21 protein-coding genes are annotated in these 22304 nt (G+C 64.1%); 19 read left to right on the top strand and 2 right to left on the bottom strand.

Features of this window, described 5'->3' with window-relative positions; genetic code table 11:
* Positions 1–184: 184 nt before the first annotated feature.
* From Cte04_RS20985 to Cte04_RS20940, 11 genes are all read left to right on the top strand, one after another.
* The gene (locus tag Cte04_RS20985; protein WP_066483778.1) at positions 185–1363 is read left to right on the top strand and encodes a hypothetical protein; all 1179 of its coding nucleotides are present in this window, start codon (positions 185–187) and stop codon (positions 1361–1363) included.
* A gap of 1 nt (position 1364) precedes the next feature.
* Entirely contained in the window at positions 1365–2774 is a 1410-nt protein-coding gene (locus tag Cte04_RS20980; RefSeq protein WP_066483776.1) for a LamG-like jellyroll fold domain-containing protein, read from the top strand.
* Positions 2771–3163: a hypothetical protein gene (locus tag Cte04_RS20975; protein ID WP_066483774.1), complete on the top strand. Its 393-nt coding sequence runs from the start codon at positions 2771–2773 to the stop codon at positions 3161–3163. The genes Cte04_RS20980 and Cte04_RS20975 overlap by 4 nt, the downstream gene beginning before the upstream one ends.
* A gap of 1 nt (position 3164) precedes the next feature.
* On the top strand, positions 3165–5060 hold the full coding sequence (locus tag Cte04_RS20970; RefSeq protein WP_066483773.1) for a hypothetical protein: 1896 nt from the start codon (positions 3165–3167) through the stop codon (positions 5058–5060).
* Entirely contained in the window at positions 5057–5290 is a 234-nt protein-coding gene (locus Cte04_RS20965; protein ID WP_157082222.1) for a hypothetical protein, read from the top strand. Before Cte04_RS20970 ends, Cte04_RS20965 begins: the two co-directional genes overlap by 4 nt.
* Positions 5291–5366: 76 nt before the next feature.
* Entirely contained in the window at positions 5367–6347 is a 981-nt protein-coding gene (locus Cte04_RS20960; protein WP_066483763.1) for a lysozyme family protein, read from the top strand.
* Position 6348: 1 nt separating this feature from the next.
* Positions 6349–6663: a ubiquitination-like system serine protease family protein gene (locus tag Cte04_RS22095; protein ID WP_083526789.1), complete on the top strand. Its 315-nt coding sequence runs from the start codon at positions 6349–6351 to the stop codon at positions 6661–6663.
* Positions 6647–7138, top strand: coding sequence for a hypothetical protein (locus Cte04_RS20955; protein ID WP_157082220.1), 492 nt, complete (start codon positions 6647–6649; stop codon positions 7136–7138). The genes Cte04_RS22095 and Cte04_RS20955 overlap by 17 nt, the downstream gene beginning before the upstream one ends.
* Before the next feature lie 136 nt (positions 7139–7274).
* The gene (locus Cte04_RS20950) at positions 7275–8069 is read left to right on the top strand and encodes a DNA adenine methylase (RefSeq protein WP_066483784.1); all 795 of its coding nucleotides are present in this window, start codon (positions 7275–7277) and stop codon (positions 8067–8069) included.
* The gene (locus Cte04_RS20945; protein ID WP_370671042.1) at positions 8038–8559 is read left to right on the top strand and encodes a LexA family protein; all 522 of its coding nucleotides are present in this window, start codon (positions 8038–8040) and stop codon (positions 8557–8559) included. The genes Cte04_RS20950 and Cte04_RS20945 overlap by 32 nt, the downstream gene beginning before the upstream one ends.
* 4 nt (positions 8560–8563) lie before the next feature.
* Positions 8564–9853: a Y-family DNA polymerase gene (locus Cte04_RS20940; protein ID WP_066483759.1), complete on the top strand. Its 1290-nt coding sequence runs from the start codon at positions 8564–8566 to the stop codon at positions 9851–9853.
* Positions 9854–10521: 668 nt separating this feature from the next.
* On the opposite strand, the gene Cte04_RS20935 is transcribed toward Cte04_RS20940, so the two are convergent.
* Both Cte04_RS20935 and Cte04_RS20930 read right to left on the bottom strand, forming a co-directional pair.
* Positions 10522–12078 (bottom strand): MHYT domain-containing protein, encoded by a 1557-nt coding sequence (locus Cte04_RS20935; RefSeq protein WP_066483758.1) that lies wholly within the window; start codon positions 12076–12078, stop codon positions 10522–10524.
* A 145-nt stretch (positions 12079–12223) separates the two neighbouring features.
* Positions 12224–12859, bottom strand: a complete 636-nt coding sequence (locus tag Cte04_RS20930) for a GntR family transcriptional regulator (protein WP_066483757.1) — start codon at positions 12857–12859, stop codon at positions 12224–12226.
* A 122-nt stretch (positions 12860–12981) separates the two neighbouring features.
* On the opposite strand from Cte04_RS20930, the gene scpA reads away from it, so the two are divergent.
* The 8 genes from scpA to Cte04_RS20890 all read left to right on the top strand — a co-directional run bounded on the left by scpA (position 12982) and on the right by Cte04_RS20890 (position 22288).
* The gene (gene scpA / locus Cte04_RS20925; RefSeq protein ID WP_066483755.1) at positions 12982–15162 is read left to right on the top strand and encodes a methylmalonyl-CoA mutase; all 2181 of its coding nucleotides are present in this window, start codon (positions 12982–12984) and stop codon (positions 15160–15162) included.
* Positions 15163–15177: 15 nt separating this feature from the next.
* A complete protein-coding gene (meaB, locus tag Cte04_RS20920; protein ID WP_066483753.1) occupies positions 15178–16188 on the top strand; it encodes a methylmalonyl Co-A mutase-associated GTPase MeaB in 1011 nt (336 codons plus the stop codon).
* Between the two features lie 59 nt (positions 16189–16247).
* Complete coding sequence (locus Cte04_RS20915; RefSeq protein ID WP_066483751.1) at positions 16248–17783, top strand: acyl-CoA carboxylase subunit beta; 1536 nt, start codon at positions 16248–16250, stop codon at positions 17781–17783.
* A 13-nt stretch (positions 17784–17796) separates the two neighbouring features.
* On the top strand, positions 17797–18270 hold the full coding sequence (locus Cte04_RS20910; protein WP_066483747.1) for a RidA family protein: 474 nt from the start codon (positions 17797–17799) through the stop codon (positions 18268–18270).
* Positions 18271–18292: 22 nt separating this feature from the next.
* Positions 18293–20341, top strand: a complete 2049-nt coding sequence (locus Cte04_RS20905; protein ID WP_066483744.1) for an acetyl-CoA carboxylase biotin carboxylase subunit — start codon at positions 18293–18295, stop codon at positions 20339–20341.
* A gap of 226 nt (positions 20342–20567) precedes the next feature.
* A complete protein-coding gene (locus Cte04_RS20900) occupies positions 20568–21278 on the top strand; it encodes a YdcF family protein (RefSeq protein ID WP_083526792.1) in 711 nt (236 codons plus the stop codon).
* Positions 21279–21359: 81 nt separating this feature from the next.
* Positions 21360–21848 (top strand): VOC family protein, encoded by a 489-nt coding sequence (locus Cte04_RS20895; protein ID WP_066483742.1) that lies wholly within the window; start codon positions 21360–21362, stop codon positions 21846–21848.
* Positions 21836–22288 (top strand): YiiD C-terminal domain-containing protein, encoded by a 453-nt coding sequence (locus Cte04_RS20890; RefSeq protein WP_066483740.1) that lies wholly within the window; start codon positions 21836–21838, stop codon positions 22286–22288. The genes Cte04_RS20895 and Cte04_RS20890 overlap by 13 nt, the downstream gene beginning before the upstream one ends.
* Positions 22289–22304 lie beyond the last annotated feature (16 nt).

Below are 22304 nucleotides of genomic sequence, written 5' to 3'. Positions count from 1 at the left end.
TGCGCTGGGGTGGGGCACCGGCTGGATACCCGGAAACATCCTGCGCATCAACACCGTCGGCGCCATCTTCCCCGTGTGGGTCGTGCGCACCGTCCAGCCCGGCCCCGAGACCGGCATCCAGCACAGCTTCGCGCTGCTGGCCCGCGGCGACGTCGACCGCCCCTGATTTCATTGGAGATAAAACATGGCATCCATCGTAGACACCAGCGTCAAGCACGCATATTCCAGCATGGCCGGCGCTCCCACAATCGCCGGCATGGCAGGCTCCCTGATTTCTGCCCTGGATGCATTTCTTGTCACCGGCTGGGGCATCAAAGCCGTGGACAGTGCCGTCATCAGCGGCGGCGTGTGCCGCATGTCCTTCGCCAGTGGCAAGAGCGCAGCCGAGGCTGAAACGGTCATTCTGGTGAGCGGCGCCACGCCGTCCGGCCTCAACGGAGAGCAGAAAGTCACGGCCGTCAGCAACACCTGGGTGGAGTTCAAGACGAATCTGCCCGATGGTCCGGTGTCGGGCTCCATCAGTTTCAAGATGGCGCCCCTGGGCTGGGAAAAGGTCTTCTCGAAGACCAATGTGGCCGTCTACCGCCAGACCGACCCCGCATCGACCCGCACCTATTACCGCGTGGACGACACAAACGCGTTGTATGCGCGCGTGCAGATGTACGAGTCCATGACGGACGTGGACAACGGCACAGCCCCCTCGCCGCAGAGTGTGGCGGGTGGGTACTACTGGAGCAAGCGCAGCAGCGGCGCGACCAGCGCATATTGGGTGTTGGCTGGCGACTCGCGCGGGGTGTATTGCTTGATCTCAACCAACGCAGCGTCGACTCCGGCAACCAATAACGGCTATGCACTCATTTCGCAGTACATGGGCGACTTGATCAGCTACCGCAGCGGAGATGCATGGTGCGCCATGCTGACCGGAGCGGCTAATGCTAGCTACAACAGCACCGTCGGATGCTTGTTTTGCGCAGCGGGGTCCGTAGGATTTACGCTCAAGCGCGCGTCTCATGGGCTCGGTGCTGCGGTGCAGGTAGCGCGAAAAATTTTCGGCACCCTTGCGAGCATTTCTGGTAGCGACAGCTACCTGGGCTATTTCCCGTCCGCAGTAGACAACGGACTGCATCTATCGCCCGTTTTGCTTGGGGATGGTCCTGATGCCTCTGCTCCACCCCGTGGCATTGCCCCGGGGATACTGCATTGCCCCCAGATGGCGGTATTGGCTGGTCTGGGTTGGGATGTAGCCTTGCAGAAAGGCCAGGGGGCATTTACGGGCAAGGTGTTGTTGAGCGTCACCATCGGCGCTGCCTCTACCAATCAGGGGGTGGCATTTCTTGACGTGACAGGTCCCTGGAGGTCTTGAGATGCCTGTCTATCGGCTCTGCGGCATTGATGCCCGCGACGGCGATCTCGATCTAAACGATCTGCAACTCTGGGCACAAGGCGTGCGCGTGGATGCTGGAGCGGTGCTTACTTGCAGCTTGGCGCCTATGGCCGGCAGCGTTGGCAATCTTGTCGACGGCGACCCGGCAACTGGCTGCCGCTGGGCTGCGGCCGATGTTCGGGCACCTGGTTTCTGGATACAGATCGACGTTGCATCCAGCAATGTCGACCAGTGGTATTTCGGTGGCCAGCTGGTGCCAGCGCGCATCGCCGTCCAGATGCCGGGAGGCGGCACATACAACATCTGGCCAGAGATCGTCTCTGGCGGAGCTTGGTTTCGCAACACACTTCTGCTGCAGAGCATACTCGACGCGACTCCGGTGGGCGCCTGGGCGCTGGACGACCCCAGCACAACGCAACCTGACCTGGTCGGTACACGCAACGGCACCCGGGCAGGCGGTGTGATCAAAAGCCAGCGCATTACTGAGGGTACAAACGGAGCATTTGACCCGGCAGCCACGGGGCTGATCTCCATTCCTGCCGGGACAATGGACGCGGGGGCATTCTCGGTCGTCTTTGACATCGCAACGTCCACGGGCGCCAATCTTGTAATTGCAGAGCACGGTAATGACAACCGCGGCTGGAGCATACAGACGGCCGGTCCCGAGAACTCCACGGTGGGCGCTGTACCGGGCCAGTTGCTGTGTCTTGCCAATTACGGGTCCTTTGGCGGTCTGACGGTAACAAACACCATTGTTGGAGATGGCCAGACTCACCGCGTCGTTTTTACTGTCGGCGCGACGGGAGTACGGCGTGTGTATATCGACGGCATCCCGGACCTTGGGCGCGATACAGGCGGTACTGGTCGACCCGCCTACAACACAACATCGGTGCATGTCGGGTCGCGCAATGGGAACTATGGCTTGCCTGCCGGTTCGTTGCTCAGTGCATTTGCGGTTTTCAGCCGCGAGCTGACTGCCGCAGAAGCAATCGCGGTCTCTGGCGATCCGAGAGTGACACGCAAGAGGGCCATGCAGTCCGACACTTCGCTGCGGTTGCTCAGCGAAACAAGTCCGCTACCCCAGGGCCTGCAGAACATGGCTCGCCATCGCACTGCCAAGCTGCTCGACGCAGAGTGCGGCGGCCAGGGGCGCATCTATGGCACCGTCGCGCGCAAAAACACGCCGACGAACGTGCCCCTGAGCCGGCGCGTGCGCCTGCACCGATCCGTCGACGGCTATCTCGCGCGAGAGACGTGGAGCAAGGCGGATGGCTCCTATGAGTTCCGGGACATTTCCACGCGCTATGAGTGGGATGTGATCGCCTGGGACCACGAACTGCAGGAGTACTCCGCAATCGCCAACAACCAGCGCGCCGAGGTGATTGCATGAGCGCCCTGCCCGAATTCGAGATCTCGGCCGCCCACGCCCTGGTGCGCCTGCAGGCGACGCAGGTCTTTGCCGACTCCGGCCCTGGCGCTTCCACGGTCAAGCTATACGACGCCGCCGAGCAGCTGCTGGCCACGCTCACCCTCACCAGGCCCTGCGGGACCATTACCGAGGCCGGCTATCTGCAGCTCACCCAGGCCCAGGCCGGCGAATTGATCCTGGCCAGCGGGGTTGCCGTATATGGCGTCTGGGGCACAAGCGACGGGCGCATGGTCGCCCGGGGCGATGTGACGGACGAGGCCGGCGCCGGCGTATTTCGTCTGCTGGGCACCAGCGGCACGCAGCTCTATGCAGGCGGTCTGGTCATCCTGGGCGAGACGCTGATCTACTGATATGGCATCGGTCGACCTCGTCTTCTCGCGGCCATACAAGTCCGGCAATCCCGTCGATCTTGTATTTGGCGACGACGGCGGCTCGCCTGGCGTGCCCGATGCGCACCTGCTGGTCGCTGCTCGCATGCCGGGCCTGCGCGGCCGTGTGGCTGCCCATGTGGGCAAGGGCATGGTCGCCTCCGCGCGCATGCCCGGGCTGCGCAGTGCATCGACCATCCGCTACAACACCAACACGCCCCGGCCCATGGTGGCGCGCGTGCAGTCCGTGGCGCAGCAGGCGGCAGCTATCGAGACAGGCTGGATCTCCCGCTGGCAAAAGTCTTCTGTGCTTCCTGCCGGGTGGGCTGCAGCGGCACAGGATGCGCAGCCACTGCGCTCGCACACCGGGCTTGCGTGGCAAGAGGCGCAGCCGCGGGGCCAGGCCGTGAAGGTGCAGTATCAGCAGGCCCAGCGCAATGCCACGGGCGCGCATCGTGTGCACTGGCAGGACGGTGTCCGCGCCCGCATGGCCATGCAGGCGCGGGCCGAAGACGCCCGGCGTGCCCATGCAGCCGTGGCCGTTCGCTTTGAGGAGACCCTGCGCGACAGGCGCGTGCTGATGCACGTCGATGCTCAGGACGCTATGGGCCTGCAGCTGGGGATGCGCTTCGGCGCCGGCCCGGCCCGGCCCCTATATCTGGCACACCAGGCACGCTACCAGAAGGCCATGCGTCCGCCGGCGGGCCGATCCGCGATAACGCCGCCGAGACCGCCAGATCCCGAGCACTGCTGGCAGCAGCTGGTCGGGGGTCCGATAGAGCTGCTTTTCTGCAAACCATGGTCTGCCTCGGCAGACCTTGTTTTTTTCTGCTGCAAGTCTCGGCCGCCGGAGCCGGGCGGGCAGTACGTGATACCGCTTCTGAGGGTCTATATGCTCGTCTATGAGATCGATGCCGTGCTGCTGCCTACGGGCGAGCGCGTGCTCCTGTCCGATGTGCGCATCGAGTCGGGCGACGACGGCTTTGGCTGGACGCTGTCTGCCAGCGGCCCCGTTCACCTGGTGGACCAGCTGGCGTACCAGGCAGGGTTGCCCAGGCATATCAAGGTGTCCATCAATGGGATCGAGTGGGTCTTTGCCGTGAAAAGGCCTGTGCGCTCGCGTAGCGCGTCGGGCTGGCATGCCCGGGTATCCGGCCAGAGCGTGACATCGCTGCTCGGAGCGCCTTACCGCAGGCCGCAGCAGTGGAGCATCGGCAGCGCCATGTCCGCCCAGCAGATTGCGCTCGATGCGTTGCAGTTCACGGGTGTTTCGCTGAGCTGGACTGCGCCTGATTGGCTCGTGCCGGCCGCGGCCTGGTCGCACGAGGGCACGCCGCTGACAGTCGTCAAGCGCCTGGCAGAGGCCGCGGGCGCTGGCGTGCGCAGCCATCGCACCGACGCAGCGCTGCAGGTCGTGCCCCAGTATGCGGCCATGCCCTGGGACTGGGCCGCGGCCGTGCCGGATGTGCAGATGCCGGGGCAGATCATCCTCGAGGACTCGCTGACAGATCTCGAGCAGGATCTGCGCAATGGCGTCTATGTGACCGGCACCGCCGCCGGCGGCTTGGTGGGCTTTGTGCGCCGCACGGGCACCCAGGGGGAATTGCTGGCCACGCAGATCTCGGACCCTCTCATGACCGACGTGGCGGCCGTGCGTGCCCGCGGCTCCATACCCCTGGCAGATACCGCTTTGCGCTGGCGGCAGGAGATCACTGTGCCGCTGATCACGGGCGGCACGACGCCCGGGCTGATCCTGCCTGGCTACTTGCTCAAGGTCGAGGAGCCCGGCGAGACCTGGCGCGGCCTGGTGCGCAACATCACCGTGCAGGAAAAGGCGCCAGAAGTTTCGCAAACCCTTGTCGTGGACCGCTACCAATGATCCCAGTCAATTTGTATCTGCGCCTGCAGGCGCTCCAGCAGCCGCCCGTGAAGCTGTTCGCCACGGTCAAGGCCATCGTCGGCAGCCAGGCCCAGGTGGAGTTTCCCGGCGGTGCACGCAGCCTGGTCGCCAACCCCGTCAATGCACCGGCTGACCAGGCCGTGTTCGTGCGCAACGGCGAGATCGTGGAGCTGGCCCCGAACCTGCCGTATGTGACCACCGAGGTCTAGGCCTAATCGTTTTTAACCCCGCCCGCCCGTGGCAACACAGGCGGGCTTTTTTGTGTCCGAAGAAAAGGAGAGAGAGATGAATCCAATCAAGCGTTGGCGGTGGTGGGCAGTCCTGGTGCTGCCCATCGTGGTGATCGTGCTCAATGCGTTCGGCCCCGACGGCTGGCGTGAGCCGGTGGTGCGGCTGCTGTGGCTGTCGTGGACGTCGGTGGGCGTGGCCATCGCGCTATCGGCCAGCAAAGCCATGGCCGACTATGCCCACGGCCGCGATGCATGGCTCAAGGCCCAGGAGCATCCCATCGGTGCCGGCCTGGCCTTCCTGGCCCTGTGCGTGCTGCGCGGCGCGATGGTACTTGCCATCGTGTGGGCCAGCATGACGCAGTTCGCCCAGGCCGCGGAGCCTGCGGGCCTACAGCGTGCCCGGGCCATGGCGCCGATGGTCGTGGGCGAGATCGAGCGCCAATGGCCCGACATGCCGCGGCGCAGCTACCTGGGCGCGCTGATCGAGCAGGAGAGCTGCCCCTCGCTGTCCAGCTCGATGTGCTGGAGCACCACGGCCAGGCTCAAGACCGCGCGGGAGGAGGGGGCCGGCCTGACCCAGTTCACGCGGGCCTGGACGGCCGCCGGCGCGCTGCGCTTCGACGCCATTGCCGAGGTCAAGGCCATGGCGCCCAAGGCGCTGCAGGAGCTGAGCTGGGACAACGTGTACGAGCGCGCGGATCTCAATGTGCGCGCGGCCATCGTCAAACTGCGCGGCTGCGATGCGCAGCTGGCCGCGCTCACGCCAGGCCTGGACGACATCACGCGCGTGGCCATGTGCGATGCCGCATACAACGGCGGCTGGGGACACCTGCAGCAGGATCGCAAGCTGTGCGGCCTCACGCCAGGCTGCAACCCGAACCAATGGTTCGGCCACGTCGAAAAGCACAGCGTCAAGAGCCGCGAGAAGTGGCAGGGCTACGGCCAGAGCGCCTACGAGGTCAACCGCGGCCACGTGCGCAACACCGTGCCGCTGGAGTCCCGGCGCATGAAGTACCTGGTGCTGCTGGGGGTGTGAAATGGGCAAGCTCAAGGCATACGGCGAAAGCGCCGTCATGTTCTGGTGTCCCGGCTGTGACGGGCCTCACGCCGTCGGCATTCGTCCACCAGGCCCGCAATGGTCCTGGAATGGCAGCGATACCGCGCCCACCTTCATGCCCTCGGTGCTGTCTACCTATGAAGGGGCTGACGCAGATACGCCGGATGGCATCCCTAGCCGCTGTCATTCCTACGTGACAGACGGCCGCATCCAGTTCCTGGCCGATTGCTCTCATGGATTGGCCGGGCAGACCGTCGACCTACCTGACTGGGAGGCTCATGAATCCGCAAGCTAAAGCAATTTCTGTCGTGGTGCTGCTGGCCCTGTCCTTTGTGGCCGGCTGGCACGTCCACGGCTGGCGCACCGCAGAGCAAAGCGCTCGAACACAGGTCGCCCAGGCGGGCGCAGCCCTCGAATCCGAGCGGGAAACCGGAAACAAAGAACGGCAGCACGCTGCCAGTACCCAGAAAGCCAGCGATGATTTCACCCAAAAGCAGCCTGCGCGCGATGCTGATCTGCGCGCTGACCTTGATCGCGTTAAGCGCCTGCAGCTTGATGCCGAACGGCGCAATGCAACCTACCGCGCGCAAGCCCAAGCCGACGCCGCTGCCCGCGGCCATCTTGCAGATCGACTTGAAACCCTCGACCGACAGCTTGTCGCGGGCGTCGAGGTGGTCGCACGACTCCGAGCAGATCTTGCGCGACGAGACGACGAAGTAGTGCTGCTGCACAAGCAAGTCGAGATCGAGCGGGAACTCAACGCCGACTGAAAAAAAGAACGAGGCGACATCGACAGTGCGGGAACACTGACGCTGCCGCCAGTCCCACAGAGCAAGCCTGTGAGCCCAGCCAAGGCCCCGTCCACCTGTACAGGCGGGGGCAGTGTATCAATACCTGGAGCCCATCATGGCATTACCTATCGTCCCCTGGCTTGGTGGCAAGCGCCGCCTGGCCGATTTCATCGTGCCGCGCTTTCCAGCGCACCAGTGCTACGTCGAAGTGTTCGCTGGCGGCGCAGCCCTTTATTTCATGAGGCCGCCGGCGGAAGTGGAGGTCATCAACGACATCAATGGAGACCTCGTCAATCTGTACCGCGTCGTGCAGCGGCACCTCGAAGAATTTGTCCGACAGTTTAAGTGGGCCTTATCGTCGCGCGAGGTCTTCAAGTGGCTGCAGATCACCAGGCCGGAGACGCTGACAGACATCGAGCGTGCCGCACGGTTCTACTACCTGCAGCATCAGGCTTTCGGCGGCAAAGTGCAGGGGCAGACTTGGGGTACTGCGACCACTACGCCGGCACCCACGGTCAACCTGCTGCGGCTTGAGGAGGACCTGAGTGCGGCCCATATGCGGCTGCATGGCGCGTACATCGAGCGGCTGGACTGGCTGGAGTGCATCAAGCGCTATGACCGCCCGCACACCCTTTTTTATCTCGATCCTCCGTACTGGGAAACGGAGGGGTACGGAGTCCCGTTTGAATGGGATCAGTACGTGGCCATTGCGGAAGCCATGCGCGGCCTGCAGGGCAAGGCGGTGCTGAGCATCAACGATCACCCTGAGATCCAGGAGCTGTTCGCGGACTTCCACGTCGAAGCCGTGCCCATCAACTACAACGTGGCCGGCGGCGGCAAGGCCGTGGCTCGCGTCGAGCTGGTTTACAGCAGCTGGGATGTGGCGGCTGCCCCACCTGGCCTTTTCTAGCGAACTGCAGACATCACGCGCCACTCATTTGCTGGAATATACTGTGCGTATGTACAGTAGTTTGCGGAATCTCTCCAGCCCCGTGCCGGTGGCGTCCCTTGTGTTGCCGCTGGTCGAGGGGCGCGTGCGTGCCGGCTTCCCGAGCCCGGCCGAGGATTTCGTCATTACCCGCCTGGATCTGACCGCTCTGCTGGTCAAGCATCCCCTGACCACGTTCATGATGGAGCTGGGTGGCGACAGCATGATCGGCGCCGGCCTGTATGACGGCGACCTGCTTGTCGTCGACAAGGTGCTCAAGGAAGCCCATGGCGATATCGTGATCGCGGAGGTTGATGGGGAATTCACCTGCAAGCGCTTGTTCCACCGCAACGGCATTTTCATGCTGAGGCCGGAAAACCCCACGTACCCGGATATCAGGCCCAAGCCCGGCCAGATCGTGGAGATCTGGGGCGTGGTCACCTCCAGCATTCGGCGCTTCAGAAAATGGTGACGTCATGTTTGCCTTGCTCGATGGCAATAACTTCTACGTCAGCTGTGAAAGGGTGTTCAGGCCATGCCTGAAGGGCAGGCCTGTTGTTGTCCTCTCGAACAATGATGGCTGCGCAGTGGCGCGGAGCGAGGAGGCGAAGGCGCTCGGCATTAAGATGGGGGAGCCGTACTTTCGCATCCGTCACCTGCACGAACAGGCTGGCCTGGTTGCGCTGAGCGCAAACTTTCCGCTGTACGGTGATATGAGCGACCGGATGATGTCGCTTGCGTCTGCGCTAGGGCCGGAGCAGGAGGTCTACAGCATCGACGAGTGCTTTGTCGGTCTGGATGGCGTGCCCGACGTGACCAGGCGCGCCTGGGCCATCCGCCAGCGGATCTTGAGCGGGATTGGTATTCCGACGTGCATCGGCATCGCTCCGAGCAAGACGCTGGCAAAGCTGGCGAATCATGTGGCCAAAGATGCCGCCCGCAAGCCTGGCTCGTATCCTGCCGAGCTTTCTCACGTCTGCAACTTCGCTGAGCTGCCGCCAGGGCAACTGCGCGGCCTGCTCGAAGCCACGCCCGTGGGCGAGGTATGGGGTGTCGGTCGACGCATTGGGGCGCGCCTGCAGGCCATGGGCATCACCTCGGCCGCAGATCTCGCTGATGCCGACTTGGTCTTCCTGCGGTCCAACTTTAGCGTGGTGCTGGAGCGCACGGCCCTGGAGCTGCGCGGCACCCCCTGCCACGAGCTGGAGCTGGAGCCGCCGGCGAAGCAGCAAATTGCCTGCACCCGTAGCTTTGGCAAGCCCGTGACCGAGTTGGAGCCGCTGGTCCAGGCCGTCACCACGTTTGCGCAGCGCGCGGCCGAAAAGCTACGTGCGCAGCACCTTCGCGCGGGGATGGTGTATGTCTTTGCCCATTCCAGCCCGTTCCGGCCGGACGATCCACGCTTTGCCCGTAGCGCCTCCGTCCCGCTTGTCGAGCCCTCATCCGATACCAGCGTCCTGGCCGAGGTCGCGGAGCAGGCCATCCGGCGGATCTACGAGCCCGGCTACAGGTTGGCAAAGGCTGGCGTCATGCTGCTGGACTTGTCCCCCTGCACGCAGAAGCAGGGGAGCCTGTCGTTCGAGATCATCCAGCCGCAAAGGGACCGCAGCGCGCTCATGGAGGTCGTCGACGGCCTCAATAAGCGCTTTGGGCGCGGTGTCGTCTCGATTGGCAGCACCCAGTCGACGGGTGGATGGGGTATGCGTCAGGAGCGTAAGACGCCGGCTTACACGACGGATATTCGCTCAATTCCAGTGGCCAGATAGGGGAGGAAAATTTCCTCTAAGACGCACCATAAGTGCACCACATATTTTTCAGCTGGTGCAATTCTTTTTTAAATCAATAGCTTACTAAAACGTCCGTCCAGTCCATCATCGGCGCAACCGACATGCGCCACATGCTGGACTCGGAAGAGGAGGGCAAGGTAGAGGTAACGGGGTCTGTCATGGATTCAGTTTCGGCGCCTGCCGCAGCGCTTGAGGAGATCGCTTCATGCGGCGGTGCTGCGCGGCGCGGTCCTTTTTACCGGAGCGCCATGGCTTGCAGGAGAGGGCATTATTGTGCCCAGAACGGCACACACTTTCATGGACAAGGCTTTGCGCGGGGCGGGCAGTGCGTGGCGAAGAAAATCGGCCGGCAAACTGCTGCTTGCGGTCGAAAAGGGCGGATGCTGGCCCGCCGCTCTCCCGAGCCTGCGTTCAACACCTGGAGGGAGCATGACCGAGGCGTCACCAATCGATGCGTGGTTTATTGATTCTAATGTAACTTACATGAAATGAATAAAGCCATCTAAAAACAGGAAGTGCCAAAACAAGCCAAGTAGAACGAGGTCCACGCGAGCGTGGACCTGAAAACAATGAAGGTTCGACTCGGCCTCGTCTTGCCGGTTGGCTTGGTCTGCCAGGTACAAAGGCGAGGGGGGCAGCCAGCGCAGCTAACCTGGGATCGCCGGCTGCAGCTGCTGTATGTCTTCGTAGCAGATGCCGATGTAGTGGTGCAGGCGCTGCTGTTCGTCACGCACGGCCGTGAGGGAAAGCTGGTGGCTGCGACCGCTGTGGAGCAGCTTCCAGCTGCCTTTCCAGTGGCCGCTGCGGCCGATTTCGGACCAGACTTCGGGAAAGCCCATGCCGGTTTCCATTTCATCGCTTGCGTCGAAGTAGAAAGCCGAAAACTCCTTGTTCCTGGCGGTCTTGAGCGAAAGGCCGCTCATGCGCTCATAGGCCGGGTTGATGGTCACCACGCGCCGGTTGGCGTCGAGCACCACCACGCCTTCGAAGCTGTGTTCGAACACGGTGGTGGCGATGCGCAACTGGCGTTCGATTCTTTTCTGGGGACCCAGATCGGTCAGTATGCCCACATACATGCGCTGGCCCCGGGCATCAGCCTGGCTCAGCGCCACGCGCAGGGGCACCAGGCTGCCATTCTTGTGCTGGCCGAGCACCTCCGAGATCCTGTTGCTCAAAGGCTCGGCGCCCCGGTTCTGGGCCTGCTCGTGCTTTTGCAGATATTCGGCAAGCTGGCCGGAAAGCGCCTCGGGCAGCAGCATGCCGACATTTTTTCCAATCACTTCCGCGGGTGCCCAGCCCAGGATATGTTCGGCGGCCGGGTTGTAATCGAGCACCTTGCCTTGCGTGTCAATGCTGATGATGCCGTCGGCAGCCATTTGCACCAGGGCGCGCAAATGGGCGGCATTCATGTCCTCGATCTGCCAGCGCCTGCGGTAATGCAGGTGCGCGTTGGTCTGCGCGATCAGGCCGCCGACAATCAGGCTCACCAAGGCAATCAGCAGCGCCAGAAGCAGCTGATTTTCCGTGGCGGGCTCTTCGGGCTCGGCGCCCGGCATTTCCTGCACGCGCAAAGCCAGCATGGCTGTGTAGTGCATGCCGGCAATGGCGGCACCCATGACCAGAGTGGCCAGGATTTTTCCATGAAGGGTGAGCTTTCTGCGGGAGCCGGCGAGGCCAAAGCGTATCCAGAGCGCCAGCATGGCCAGTGCCATGTCGATGGCCAGCGAAAGCACGAAATGTCCGGGGGCATATTGCATGGTGGCATGCATGCGCATGGCGGACATGCCGCTGTAATGCATGGCCGCAATGCCGATGCCGACAATCGCCCCCCCCAATACCAGTTCGATATTGCGCAACCGGGACTTGGCCAGCAGCATCAGCGCCACGAAAGAGGCTGCCAGTCCCGGAAGAAGGGAAATGACGGTCTGCCGCAAATCATATTGAATACCGGCATGCGGCGTATATGCGAGCATGCCGATAAAGTGCATGGCCCATATTCCGGTGCCCAGGCTCAAACCGCCGCTGGCAATGGCTCCCAAGCGCAATTGCGGCGTCACGGCCTCGCGTGCCAATGCAGCCAGGCGCAAGGCCTGGTTGGAGGCAATACAGCTGACGCCCAAGGACAGCAATACCAGCCAAAGGTCGTATTTTCCTTGGACCAGTTCGATATTCGGGCCTTCGCTCCAGAAGAATGAGGGCGGCATGGGATATATCCTGTGGGACCGATGCATTGCACATCCGGTCATGGCATAGCTTCCCACAATATCACCGGGTATTTATGGTGGATGTGTCAGAGCAGTCTTACGTGACGATTCATGACAATTGCTGTGGCGTCAATGGCGCTATTTGTTACGTGGCGGCCAGCAGGCCATTTTGAAAATGGGTACGCACCGCCTCGGCGGCGGCCCGCGGACTGCGTGCGAGCAGGGCCTGCATGATGGCTTCATGCTCGGCCAGGGAATCCTCGATGCGCCCCTGCCGGAACAGCGATTTGTGGCGGTTGAGCTTCATGACCTTGCGCAGGTCGGCCACCAGCTGGTTGCGCCAGCGGTTGTCGGCGATATCCAGCAGCTGCATGTGGAACTGTTCGTTGAGCGCGAAAAAGCGCTCTGCATTGTGCGTGTGCTGCCTCAGTTCCTCATGCGTGCTGCGCAGCGCCGCGAGCTGCGCATCGGTGGCAGTTTCGGCAACCACGGCGGCGGCATCGGCCTCCAGCAGGCTCAGGAGGCGGTAGACGTCGGCAATATCCTTGGGCGACACCTCGGTCACATAGGCGCCACGTCGCACCTTCATGGTCACCAGGCCTTCGGCCGCCAGAACCTTGAGCGCCTCGCGCAGGGGCGTGCGGCTGATGCCGTACTCCTCGGCAATCTTGAGCTCGTCGATCCATGCGCCAGGCTCCAGCTCATGCTGAAAGATGCGTTGGCGTAGCTGTTCGGCCACTTGCTCGTATAGCGCACGGGGTGTCAAAGTCGTTTTTGTCATCTCGTCGCGATTGTAAGTGCGAAATATTTTGAATTCATAATTATGAATAATGTACACTCGGCGGCAAGGTAACATATCGCGGAAAACACGCGTAGCGCACAGCAAGAGAGCAGAGAGACAACATGAGCCAAGACACCTCAAGCAACGCAGGCCAGACGGAAGATTTCGCCCAGGCAGACCTCAAGACCTGGGCCAAGGCCGCCGCCAAGGCGGCCCCCGGTGGCAATCTGGACGCGCTGAACTGGGAAACGCCGGATGGCATCACCGTCAAGCCGCTGTACACGGCCGAGGATCTGGCAGGCCTGCCCTATACCAACACGCTGCCAGGGTTCGAGCCCTATATCCGTGGCCCCCAGGCCACCATGTATGCAGGCCGGCCCTGGACGATCCGCCAGTACGCGGGTTTCTCGACCGCCGAGGAGTCCAATGCCTTCTACCGCAAGGCGCTGGCCGCCGGCGGGCAGGGCGTCTCGGTCGCCTTCGACCTGGCCACGCACCGCGGCTATGACTCGGACCATCCCCGGGTGACGGGCGACGTGGGCAAGGCCGGCGTGGCCATCGACTCGGTGGAGGACATGAAGATCCTCTTCAACGAAATCCCGCTCGACAAGGTGAGCGTTTCCATGACCATGAACGGCGCCGTGCTGCCCGTGCTGGCTGGCTACGTGGTGGCGGCCGAGGAGCAGGGCGTGGCGCAGGACCAGCTGTCCGGAACGATTCAGAACGACATTCTGAAAGAGTTCATGGTGCGCAACACCTATATCTACCCGCCCAAGCCGTCGATGCGCATCATCGGCGACATCATCGAGTACACGAGCCGGAACATGCCCAAGTTCAACTCGATCTCGATCTCGGGCTACCACATGCAGGAAGCCGGCGCCAACCAGGCGCTGGAACTGGCGTTCACGCTGGCCGACGGCAAGGAGTATGTGAAGACCGCGATTGCCAAGGGCATGGATGTGGATGCCTTCGCGGGCCGCCTGTCGTTCTTCTGGGCGGTGGGCATGAACTTCTACCTCGAGATCGCCAAGATGCGGGCCGCGCGCCTGCTGTGGTGCCGCATCATGAAGGGCTTCAATGCCAAGAGCCCCAAGAGCCTGATGCTGCGCACGCACAGCCAGACCAGCGGCTGGAGCCTGACCGAGCAGGACCCGTACAACAACGTGGTGCGCACCACCATCGAGGCCATGGCGGCCGTGTTCGGCGGCACGCAAAGCCTGCACACGAACGCGCTCGATGAAGCCATCGCGCTGCCCACCGAGTTCTCGGCCCGCATTGCGCGCAACACCCAGCTCATCATCCAGGAAGAGACCCACATCACCAATGTGATCGACCCCTGGGCCGGCAGCTACATGATGGAAAAGCTCACCCAGGACATGGCCGATGCCGCCTGGAAGATCATCGAGGAAGTGGATGCCATGGGCGGCATGACCCAGGCCGTGGACAGCGGCTGGGCCAAGCTCAAGATCGAGGCCGCGGCCGCCGAAAAGCAGGCGCGCATCGACTCTGGCAAGGAAGTCATCGTCGGCGTCAACAAATACAAGCTGGCCAAGGAAGACCCGGTCGACATCCTCGAGGTGGACAATGTCAAGGTGCGCGACAGCCAGATCGCCCGCCTCAAGAATATCAAGCAAAAACGCGATCAAGCCCAGGTGGAGCAAGCGCTGGATGCTCTCACTTCCGCAGCAGAAAGTGGCCAGGGCAACCTGCTCGACCTGGCCATCAAGGCCGTGCGCCTGCGCGCCACGGTGGGTGAAGTCTCCGACGCGCTGGAAAAGGCCTTCGGCCGCCACCGCGCCGATACGCAAAAGGTGACCGGTGTGTACGCAGCCGCCTACGACTCGGCCGAAGGCTGGGACAAGCTCAAGACCGAGATCAATGCGGCATCCGAAACGCTGGGCCGCCGCCCGCGCGTGATGATCGCCAAGCTGGGCCAGGACGGCCACGACCGCGGCGCCAAGGTGGTGGCCACGGCCTTTGCCGACCTGGGCTTCGACGTGGACATGGGCCCGCTGTTCCAGACCCCCGAGGAATGCGCGCGCCAGGCCATCGAGAACGACGTGCATGCCGTGGGTGTGTCCACGCTGGCCGCCGGCCACAAGACGCTGGTGCCGGCCATCATCGAGGAGCTGAAGAAGCAGGGCGCGGACGACATCATCGTCTTCGTCGGCGGCGTGATCCCGGCGCAGGACTACGACTTCCTCTACAACGCCGGCGTCAAGGGCGTCTATGGCCCCGGCACGCCGATCCCGGCCAGCGCCAAGGACGTGCTGGAGCAGATCAAGAAGGCCAGCGGCCTGTAAGCGCCTTCGCGAGCAATGACACCCGAGCAAATGCAGGACGGCATTATGCACGGCAGCCCCGCCGTGCGGCGCCGCTCCATGGCCAAGGCCATCACCCTGCTGGAATCCTCGCGCGCCGACCACCGCGACCAGGCCGACGGCCTGCTCACGGCCCTGCTGCCGCACACGGGCAAGGCGTTTCGCCTGGGCATCAGCGGCGTGCCGGGCGTGGGCAAGTCCACCTTCATCGAAGCGCTGGGCCTGTACCTGATCGCCCAGGGCCTCCAGGTCGCCGTGCTGGCCATCGATCCTTCGTCCACCGTGTCGGGCGGCTCCATCCTGGGCGACAAGACGCGCATGGAGCAGCTCTCGGTCAACGAGAAGGCCTACATCCGCCCCAGTCCCTCCAGCGGAACGCTGGGCGGCGTGGCCGAGAAGACGCGCGAGGCCATGCTGGTCTGCGAGGCCGCCGGCTACGACGTGGTCATCATCGAGACCGTGGGCGTGGGCCAGAGCGAGATTGCCGTGCACGGCATGACCGACATGTTCTGCGTGCTGCAGCTGCCCAACGCGGGCGACGACCTGCAGGCCATCAAGAAGGGCGTGATGGAGCTGGCCGACCTGGTGGTCATCAACAAGGCGGACATCGACCCCAACGCCGCCACGCGGGCCCAGGCGCAGATCACCTCGAGCCTGCGCCTCCTGGGCATGCACGGCAACCCCGACCATGCCACCGGCGGCGCGCTGTGGCAGCCGCGCGTGCTGCAGATCAGCGCCTTGCTGGGCCAGGGCGTGGAAGGCTTCTGGGCCGCGGTCGGCCAGTTCAGGCAGCTGCAGACGGCCAACGGCCGCCTGCAGCTGCGCCGCGAGAAGCAGGCCCTGGCCTGGATGTGGGAGCGCATCGACTTCGGGCTCAAGCAGGCCTTTCGCCAGCATCCGCAGGTCAAGGCGCTTTTGCCCGGCCTGCAGGCCGAGGTGGCCGCGGGCCGCATCGCGGCCAGTACCGCGGCAAGAAATCTGCTTGCAGCCCATGCGCAGCAAGCGTAGACAGCTCATATAAACGTAGCATCAGAGACAAGACAACCCGATCACATCAGAGGACGAGCATGCAAGAAGACATCCTGAAGCAGCTGGAGGCCAAGCGCGAGCGCGCGAGGCTGGGTGGGGGCCAAAAGCGCATCGACGCGCAGCACGGCAAGGGCAAGCTCACGGCGCGCGAGCGCATCGAACTGCTGCTGGACGACGGCACGTTCGAGGAATGGGACATGTTCGTCGAGCACCGCTGCACCGACTTCGGCATGGCCGAGCAGAAGATCCCCGGCGACGGCGTGGTCACGGGTTACGGCATGATCAACGGCCGTCTGGTCTTCGTGTTCAGCCAGGACTTCACGGTTTTCGGCGGCGCGCTGTCCGAAACGCATGCCGAGAAGATCTGCAAGATCATGGACCAGGCCATGAAGGTGGGTGCGCCGGTGATCGGCCTCAACGACTCGGGCGGCGCGCGCATCCAGGAAGGCGTGGCATCGCTGGGCGGCTATGCGGACGTGTTCCAGAAGAACGTGCTGGCCTCGGGCGTGGTGCCGCAGATTTCCATGATCATGGGCCCCAGCGCCGGCGGTGCCGTGTACTCGCCGGCCATGACGGACTTCATCTTCATGGTCAAGGACAGCTCCTACATGTTCGTGACCGGCCCCGAGGTGGTGAAGACCGTCACGCACGAGGAAGTCACGGCTGAGGAACTGGGCGGCGCCATCACCCACACCACCAAGAGCGGCGTGGCCGACATGGCTTTCGACAACGATGTGGAGGCGCTGATGATGCTGCGCCGGCTCTACAACTACCTGCCGCTCAACAACCGCGAAAAGGCCCCCGTGCGCCAGACCACCGATCCGGCCGACCGTGCCGATCGGTCGCTGGACACGCTGGTGCCCGAGAATCCCAACAAGCCCTACGACATGAAGGAGCTGATTCTCAAGACTGTGGACGACGGCGACTTCTTCGAGCTGCAGCCCGACTACGCCAAGAACATCCTCATCGGCTTCGCCCGCATGGCCGGGCAGACCGTGGGCATCGTGGCCAACCAGCCCCTGGTGCTGGCCGGCTGCCTGGACATCAAGAGTTCCATCAAGGCCGCGCGCTTCGTGCGCTTTTGCGATGCCTTCAACATCCCCGTGGTCACCTTCGTGGACGTGCCCGGCTTCATGCCCGGCACCAGCCAGGAATACGGCGGCATCATCAAGCACGGCGCCAAGCTGCTCTACGCCTACGCCGAGGCCACGGTCCCCAAGATCACCGTCATCACGCGCAAGGCCTACGGCGGCGCCTATGACGTGATGGCCTCCAAGCATCTGCGCGGCGACGTGAACCTGGCCTGGCCCTATGCCGAGATCGCCGTGATGGGCGCCAAGGGCGCGGTGGAGATCATCTTCCGCGAGGACAAGAACGACCCCGAAAAGCTCGCCGCCCGCGAGGCCGAGTACAAGGCCCGCTTCGCAAACCCCTTCGTGGCCGGCGCGCGCGGCTTCATCGACGACGTGATCCAGCCGCACGAGACACGCAAGCGCATCTGCCGCTCGCTGGAGATGCTCAAGAACAAGCAGCTCGAGAATCCGTGGCGCAAGCACGGAAACATTCCGCTCTGAAGGAGCGTGCGCGATGAATGCAGATCAACGTTTTGACGAACTGGCCCGGCGCCTGGGCTATTCATTCGATGGCGAAATCAAGATCGGCGGCAACTACACGCCCTTGGTCGTGGATGCAGGGGTCGCCTATGTCAGCGGCCAGGTGCCCCGCGTAGGCGATGGCGTCGTCGTCACCGGCCGCGTGGGAGCCGATGTTTCGCTGGAACAGGCGCAACTGGCCGCCAGGATCTGTGCGATGCGCGCCCTGGCGCTGCTGCGCCGCCAGTTCGGCAGCCTGGAGCAGGTGAGCCGCATTCTGCGCATCACGGTCTTCGTGCAATGCACCGAATCGTTCACGCTCCAAAGCGAAGTGTCGGACGGCGCTTCCGCCGTGCTATTGGACGTGCTCGGTGAAGCGGGACAGCACTCCCGTACGTCCGTCGGCGTATTCCAGTTGCCCAAGAATGCCAGCGTCGAGCTGGATCTGATCGCCTCCACCAAGGCTTGACGCGCTCTTTATTCCTTACACCATGTTCACAAAAATCCTCATCGCCAACCGCGGCGAAATCGCCTGCCGCGTGATCGCCACCGCCCGCAAAATGGGCATCGCCACTGTGGCCGTGTATTCCGATGCCGACAAGGATGCGCGCCATGTGAAGCTGGCCGACGAAGCCGTGCACATCGGCGCCGCACCCAGCCGCGACTCCTATCTGGTGGCCGAGCGCATCATTGCCGCCTGCAAGCAGACCGGCGCCCAGGCCGTGCACCCGGGCTACGGCTTTCTGAGCGAGAACGAGGCCTTTGCCAAGCGCTGCGAGGACGAAGGCATCGCCTTCATCGGCCCCAAGGCCCATTCGATTGCCGCCATGGGCGACAAGATTGCCTCCAAGAAGCTGGCCAATGAGGCCAGGGTCAACACCATTCCAGGCTACAACGACGCCATCTCCGGCCCCGAGCAGGCCGTGGAGATCGCCAGGGGCATCGGCTACCCCGTGATGATCAAGGCCTCGGCCGGCGGCGGCGGCAAGGGCCTGCGCGTGGCCTTCAACGACAAGGAAGCCTTCGAAGGCTTTGCCAGCTGCCAGAACGAGGCGCGCAACAGCTTTGGCGACGACCGCATCTTCATCGAGAAGTTCGTGCAGGAGCCGCGCCACATCGAGATCCAGATCCTGGGCGACAGCCACGGCAATGTGATCTACCTGAACGAGCGCGAGTGCTCCATCCAGCGCCGCCACCAGAAGGTGATCGAGGAGGCGCCGTCGCCCTTCATTTCCGATGCCACCCGCAAGGCCATGGGCGAACAGGCCGTGGCCCTGGCCAAGGCCGTGAAATACCAGAGCGCGGGCACGGTGGAGTTCGTGGTCGGCAAGGACCAGGACTTCTACTTCCTCGAAATGAACACCCGCCTGCAGGTGGAGCATCCGGTGACCGAGTGCATCACCGGCCTGGACCTCGTGGAGCAGATGATCCGCGTGGCCGCCGGCGAGAAGCTGACCATCGCGCAGGAGGACGTGAAACGCGACGGCTGGGCCATCGAGTGCCGCATCAACGCCGAAGACCCGTTCCGCAACTTTCTGCCGTCCACGGGCCGCCTGGTGCGCTTTCAGCCGCCCGAGCAGACCATGTGGCAGGCCGATACCGAGCATCTGCACGGCGTGCGCGTGGACACCGGCGTGTACGAGGGCGGCGAGATCCCGATGTTCTACGACTCGATGATCGCCAAGCTCATCGTGCACGGCAGCGACCGCATGGATGCCATCGCCAAGATGCGCGAGGCGCTCAACGCCTTCGTGATCCGCGGCATCAGCTCCAACATCCCGTTCCAGGCCGCGCTGCTGGCCCACCCCAAGTTCCGCTCGGGCGACTTCAACACCGGCTTCATCGCCGAACACTACAGCCACGGCTTCCATGCCGAGGACGTCCCCCATGGCGACCCCGACTTCCTGGTCGCGCTGGCGGCCCACATGAACCGCCGCTACCGCGGCCGTGCCGCCACCATCAGCGGCCAGATGCAGGGGCACGAGCTCAAGGTCTCGGCCGACTACTGCGTGGTCGTTCTGGGCGCCGAAGGCAAGCACCAGTACCACGACGTGCATGTGTCGGACTTCGCCAGGGAAAGCCGCGCCAGCACCGTGGCCGTCAACGGCAAGAGCTATGCATTCAAGAGCGAGACGCCGATGCGCGCGCTGTGCGTGCAGGGGACCTGCAACGGCAAGGCCTTCACGGCCCAGGTCGAGCGCGGCACGGCCAGGAACCCGCTGGCCCTGCGCGTGATCCACAACGGCACGCAGATCGAGGCGCTGGTGCTTTCGCCGCGCGGCGCCCAGCTGTACCAGCTCATGCCGTACAAGGCGCCGCCGGACCTGTCCAAGTTCCTGCTCTCGCCCATGCCCGGCCTGCTGGTCGACGTGGCCGTGCAGCCGGGCCAGAAGGTGCAGGCGGGCGAAAAGCTGGCCGTCATCGAGGCCATGAAGATGGAGAACATCCTCTTCGCCTCCCAGGACGGCGTGGTCAGCAAGATCACGGCGGCCAAGGGCGACTCGCTGGCCGTGGACGACATCATTCTCGAATTCGAATGATGGCTGCGGGCATGGCGGCGCCGGCTGTGGCCGGGGCGGCCATGCGCCGAGGCACAATCAAGGCTTCAACCACCTTCCAGAGCTTGCCCCATCTGCGCAAGCCGCTATTTCTTTGAAAGCATCCGGTTTTTCCTTCTTTCCGGCACAGGCCACGCGGCGCGAGCGGCTCGCCCGCTGCGTGCTGGCCGCGGCGGGCGCCGTGCTGCTGCTCGACGCGCTGGTGCTCATGGCCAAGGGGCATTTCAACCTGGGCGTCATCGTCCCGGCCATGCTGGGAACGGCCGGCCTGCTCATCGCCTGCAAATGGGCGGCCCTGCAGCGCTGGCGCCATGCAAGCCCCGGCCATGCGCGGCTCTGGACGGCGGGATGGGCGCTGTTTGCGCTGTGGCTGGCCAGCCTGCTGTTTTTCTGGAGCCGCCTGCTGGGCATGGGCCTGGCGCCGGCCCAGGTGCCGCCCGTGCAGGCCATCGTGGTGCTGGGCAGCGCCACGCTCGACGGAGAGCCGCGCCCGCCGCTGGCCGCGCGGCTGGATACGGCCGCGGCGCTGGCCAGGCTGCAGCCGCAAGCGCTGATCGCGGTCTGCGGCGGCGTCGACTGGGGCGAGAAGGAGTCGGAGGCGGAAATCATGGCCCGCTACCTGCAGCAGCGCCACGGCATCGAACCCGGGCGCCTGGTGCTCGAAAAGCACAGCACCAGCACCGAACTCAACCTCCGGCTGAGCCGGCCGCTGCTGGCCGAGCGCGGCGTGGGTGCCGATGCACCCATGGCCATCGTCAGCAGCGACTTCCATCTGATGCGCGTGATGGCCATGGTCAGACGCCAAGGACTGGGCGATGCCCATCCCGTGGCCGCGCCCACGCCGCCGACCATGCGCTTCAATGCCTGGCTGCGCGAATACTTCGCCATGGCCAGCGGCTGGGCGCTGGGCGAGGTATGAAAATCCGCTCAAAACTGGCTGCAGCGCCCGGCAGCAGTGCGCCGGCAGCTATCGAAACCAGATAACCATCAGGAGACATCCATGAACAACCGTCCTTTCAAGGTGCTGGGCATCCAGCAGGTCGCCATCGGCGGCACCGACAAGCAGCGCATGAAGCGCCTGTGGGTGGACATGCTGGGCCTCACGCAGACCGGCACCTTCCAGAGCGAGCGCGAGAACGTGGACGAGGACATTCTTGCCATGGGCACGGGCGCCCACAAGGTGGAGGTGGACATCATGCAGCCCCTGGACATGGACAAGAAGCCGGCCGTCCACGCCACGCCGCTCAACCATATCGGCCTGTGGATCGACGACCTGCCCAGGGCCGTCGAATGGCTCACCGCCCGGGGTGTGCGCTTTGCGCCGGGAGGCATCCGCAAGGGCGCGGCCGGCTATGACATCTGCTTTCTGCACCCCAGGAGCAACGACGAATTCCCCATCGCGGGCGAGGGCGTGCTGATCGAGCTGGTGCAGGCGCCGGCCGAGGTGATCGCGGCGCTGGGCAGAAGGAGGCCGGCATGGCTGCACTGACCGCAGGCGCGCTCGAACGCTATCTGCACGATCACATTCCGCTGTCTCGGGCCATGGCGGTGGAGGTGGTGTCTACGGAACCTGACGGTGTATTGCTGCGTGCGCCGCTTGCGCCCAATATCAACCACCGGGACACGGTCTTCGGCGGCAGCGCCTCGGCGCTGGCCATACTCGCGGCCTGGTCCCTGCTGCACCAGCGGCTCGGGGCCGAGGGGCTGGACAGCCGTCTGGTGATACAGCGCAACACCATGGAATACGAGCAGCCGATTGCCGGAGCCTTCCAGGCCCGCTCGGCCTTGGTGGAGCCGCAGCAATGGCCCCAGTTCATCCGCATGCTGGCCCGCAAGGGCAAGGCGCGCATTGCCGTGGCATCGCTGCTGGGCGATGAGCACGGTACGCCGGCCGGCCGCCTGGTGGGCGAATTCGTGGCCTTGGGCTGACGAGAAGAAGCCGTCC

The organism is Comamonas terrae (assembly GCF_001544075.1).
Taxonomy (GTDB): Bacteria; Pseudomonadota; Gammaproteobacteria; order Burkholderiales; family Burkholderiaceae_C; genus Comamonas; species Comamonas terrae.
The sequence above is the reverse complement of the archived record's forward strand: the minus strand, read 5'-3'. Positions and strand labels throughout refer to the sequence as shown.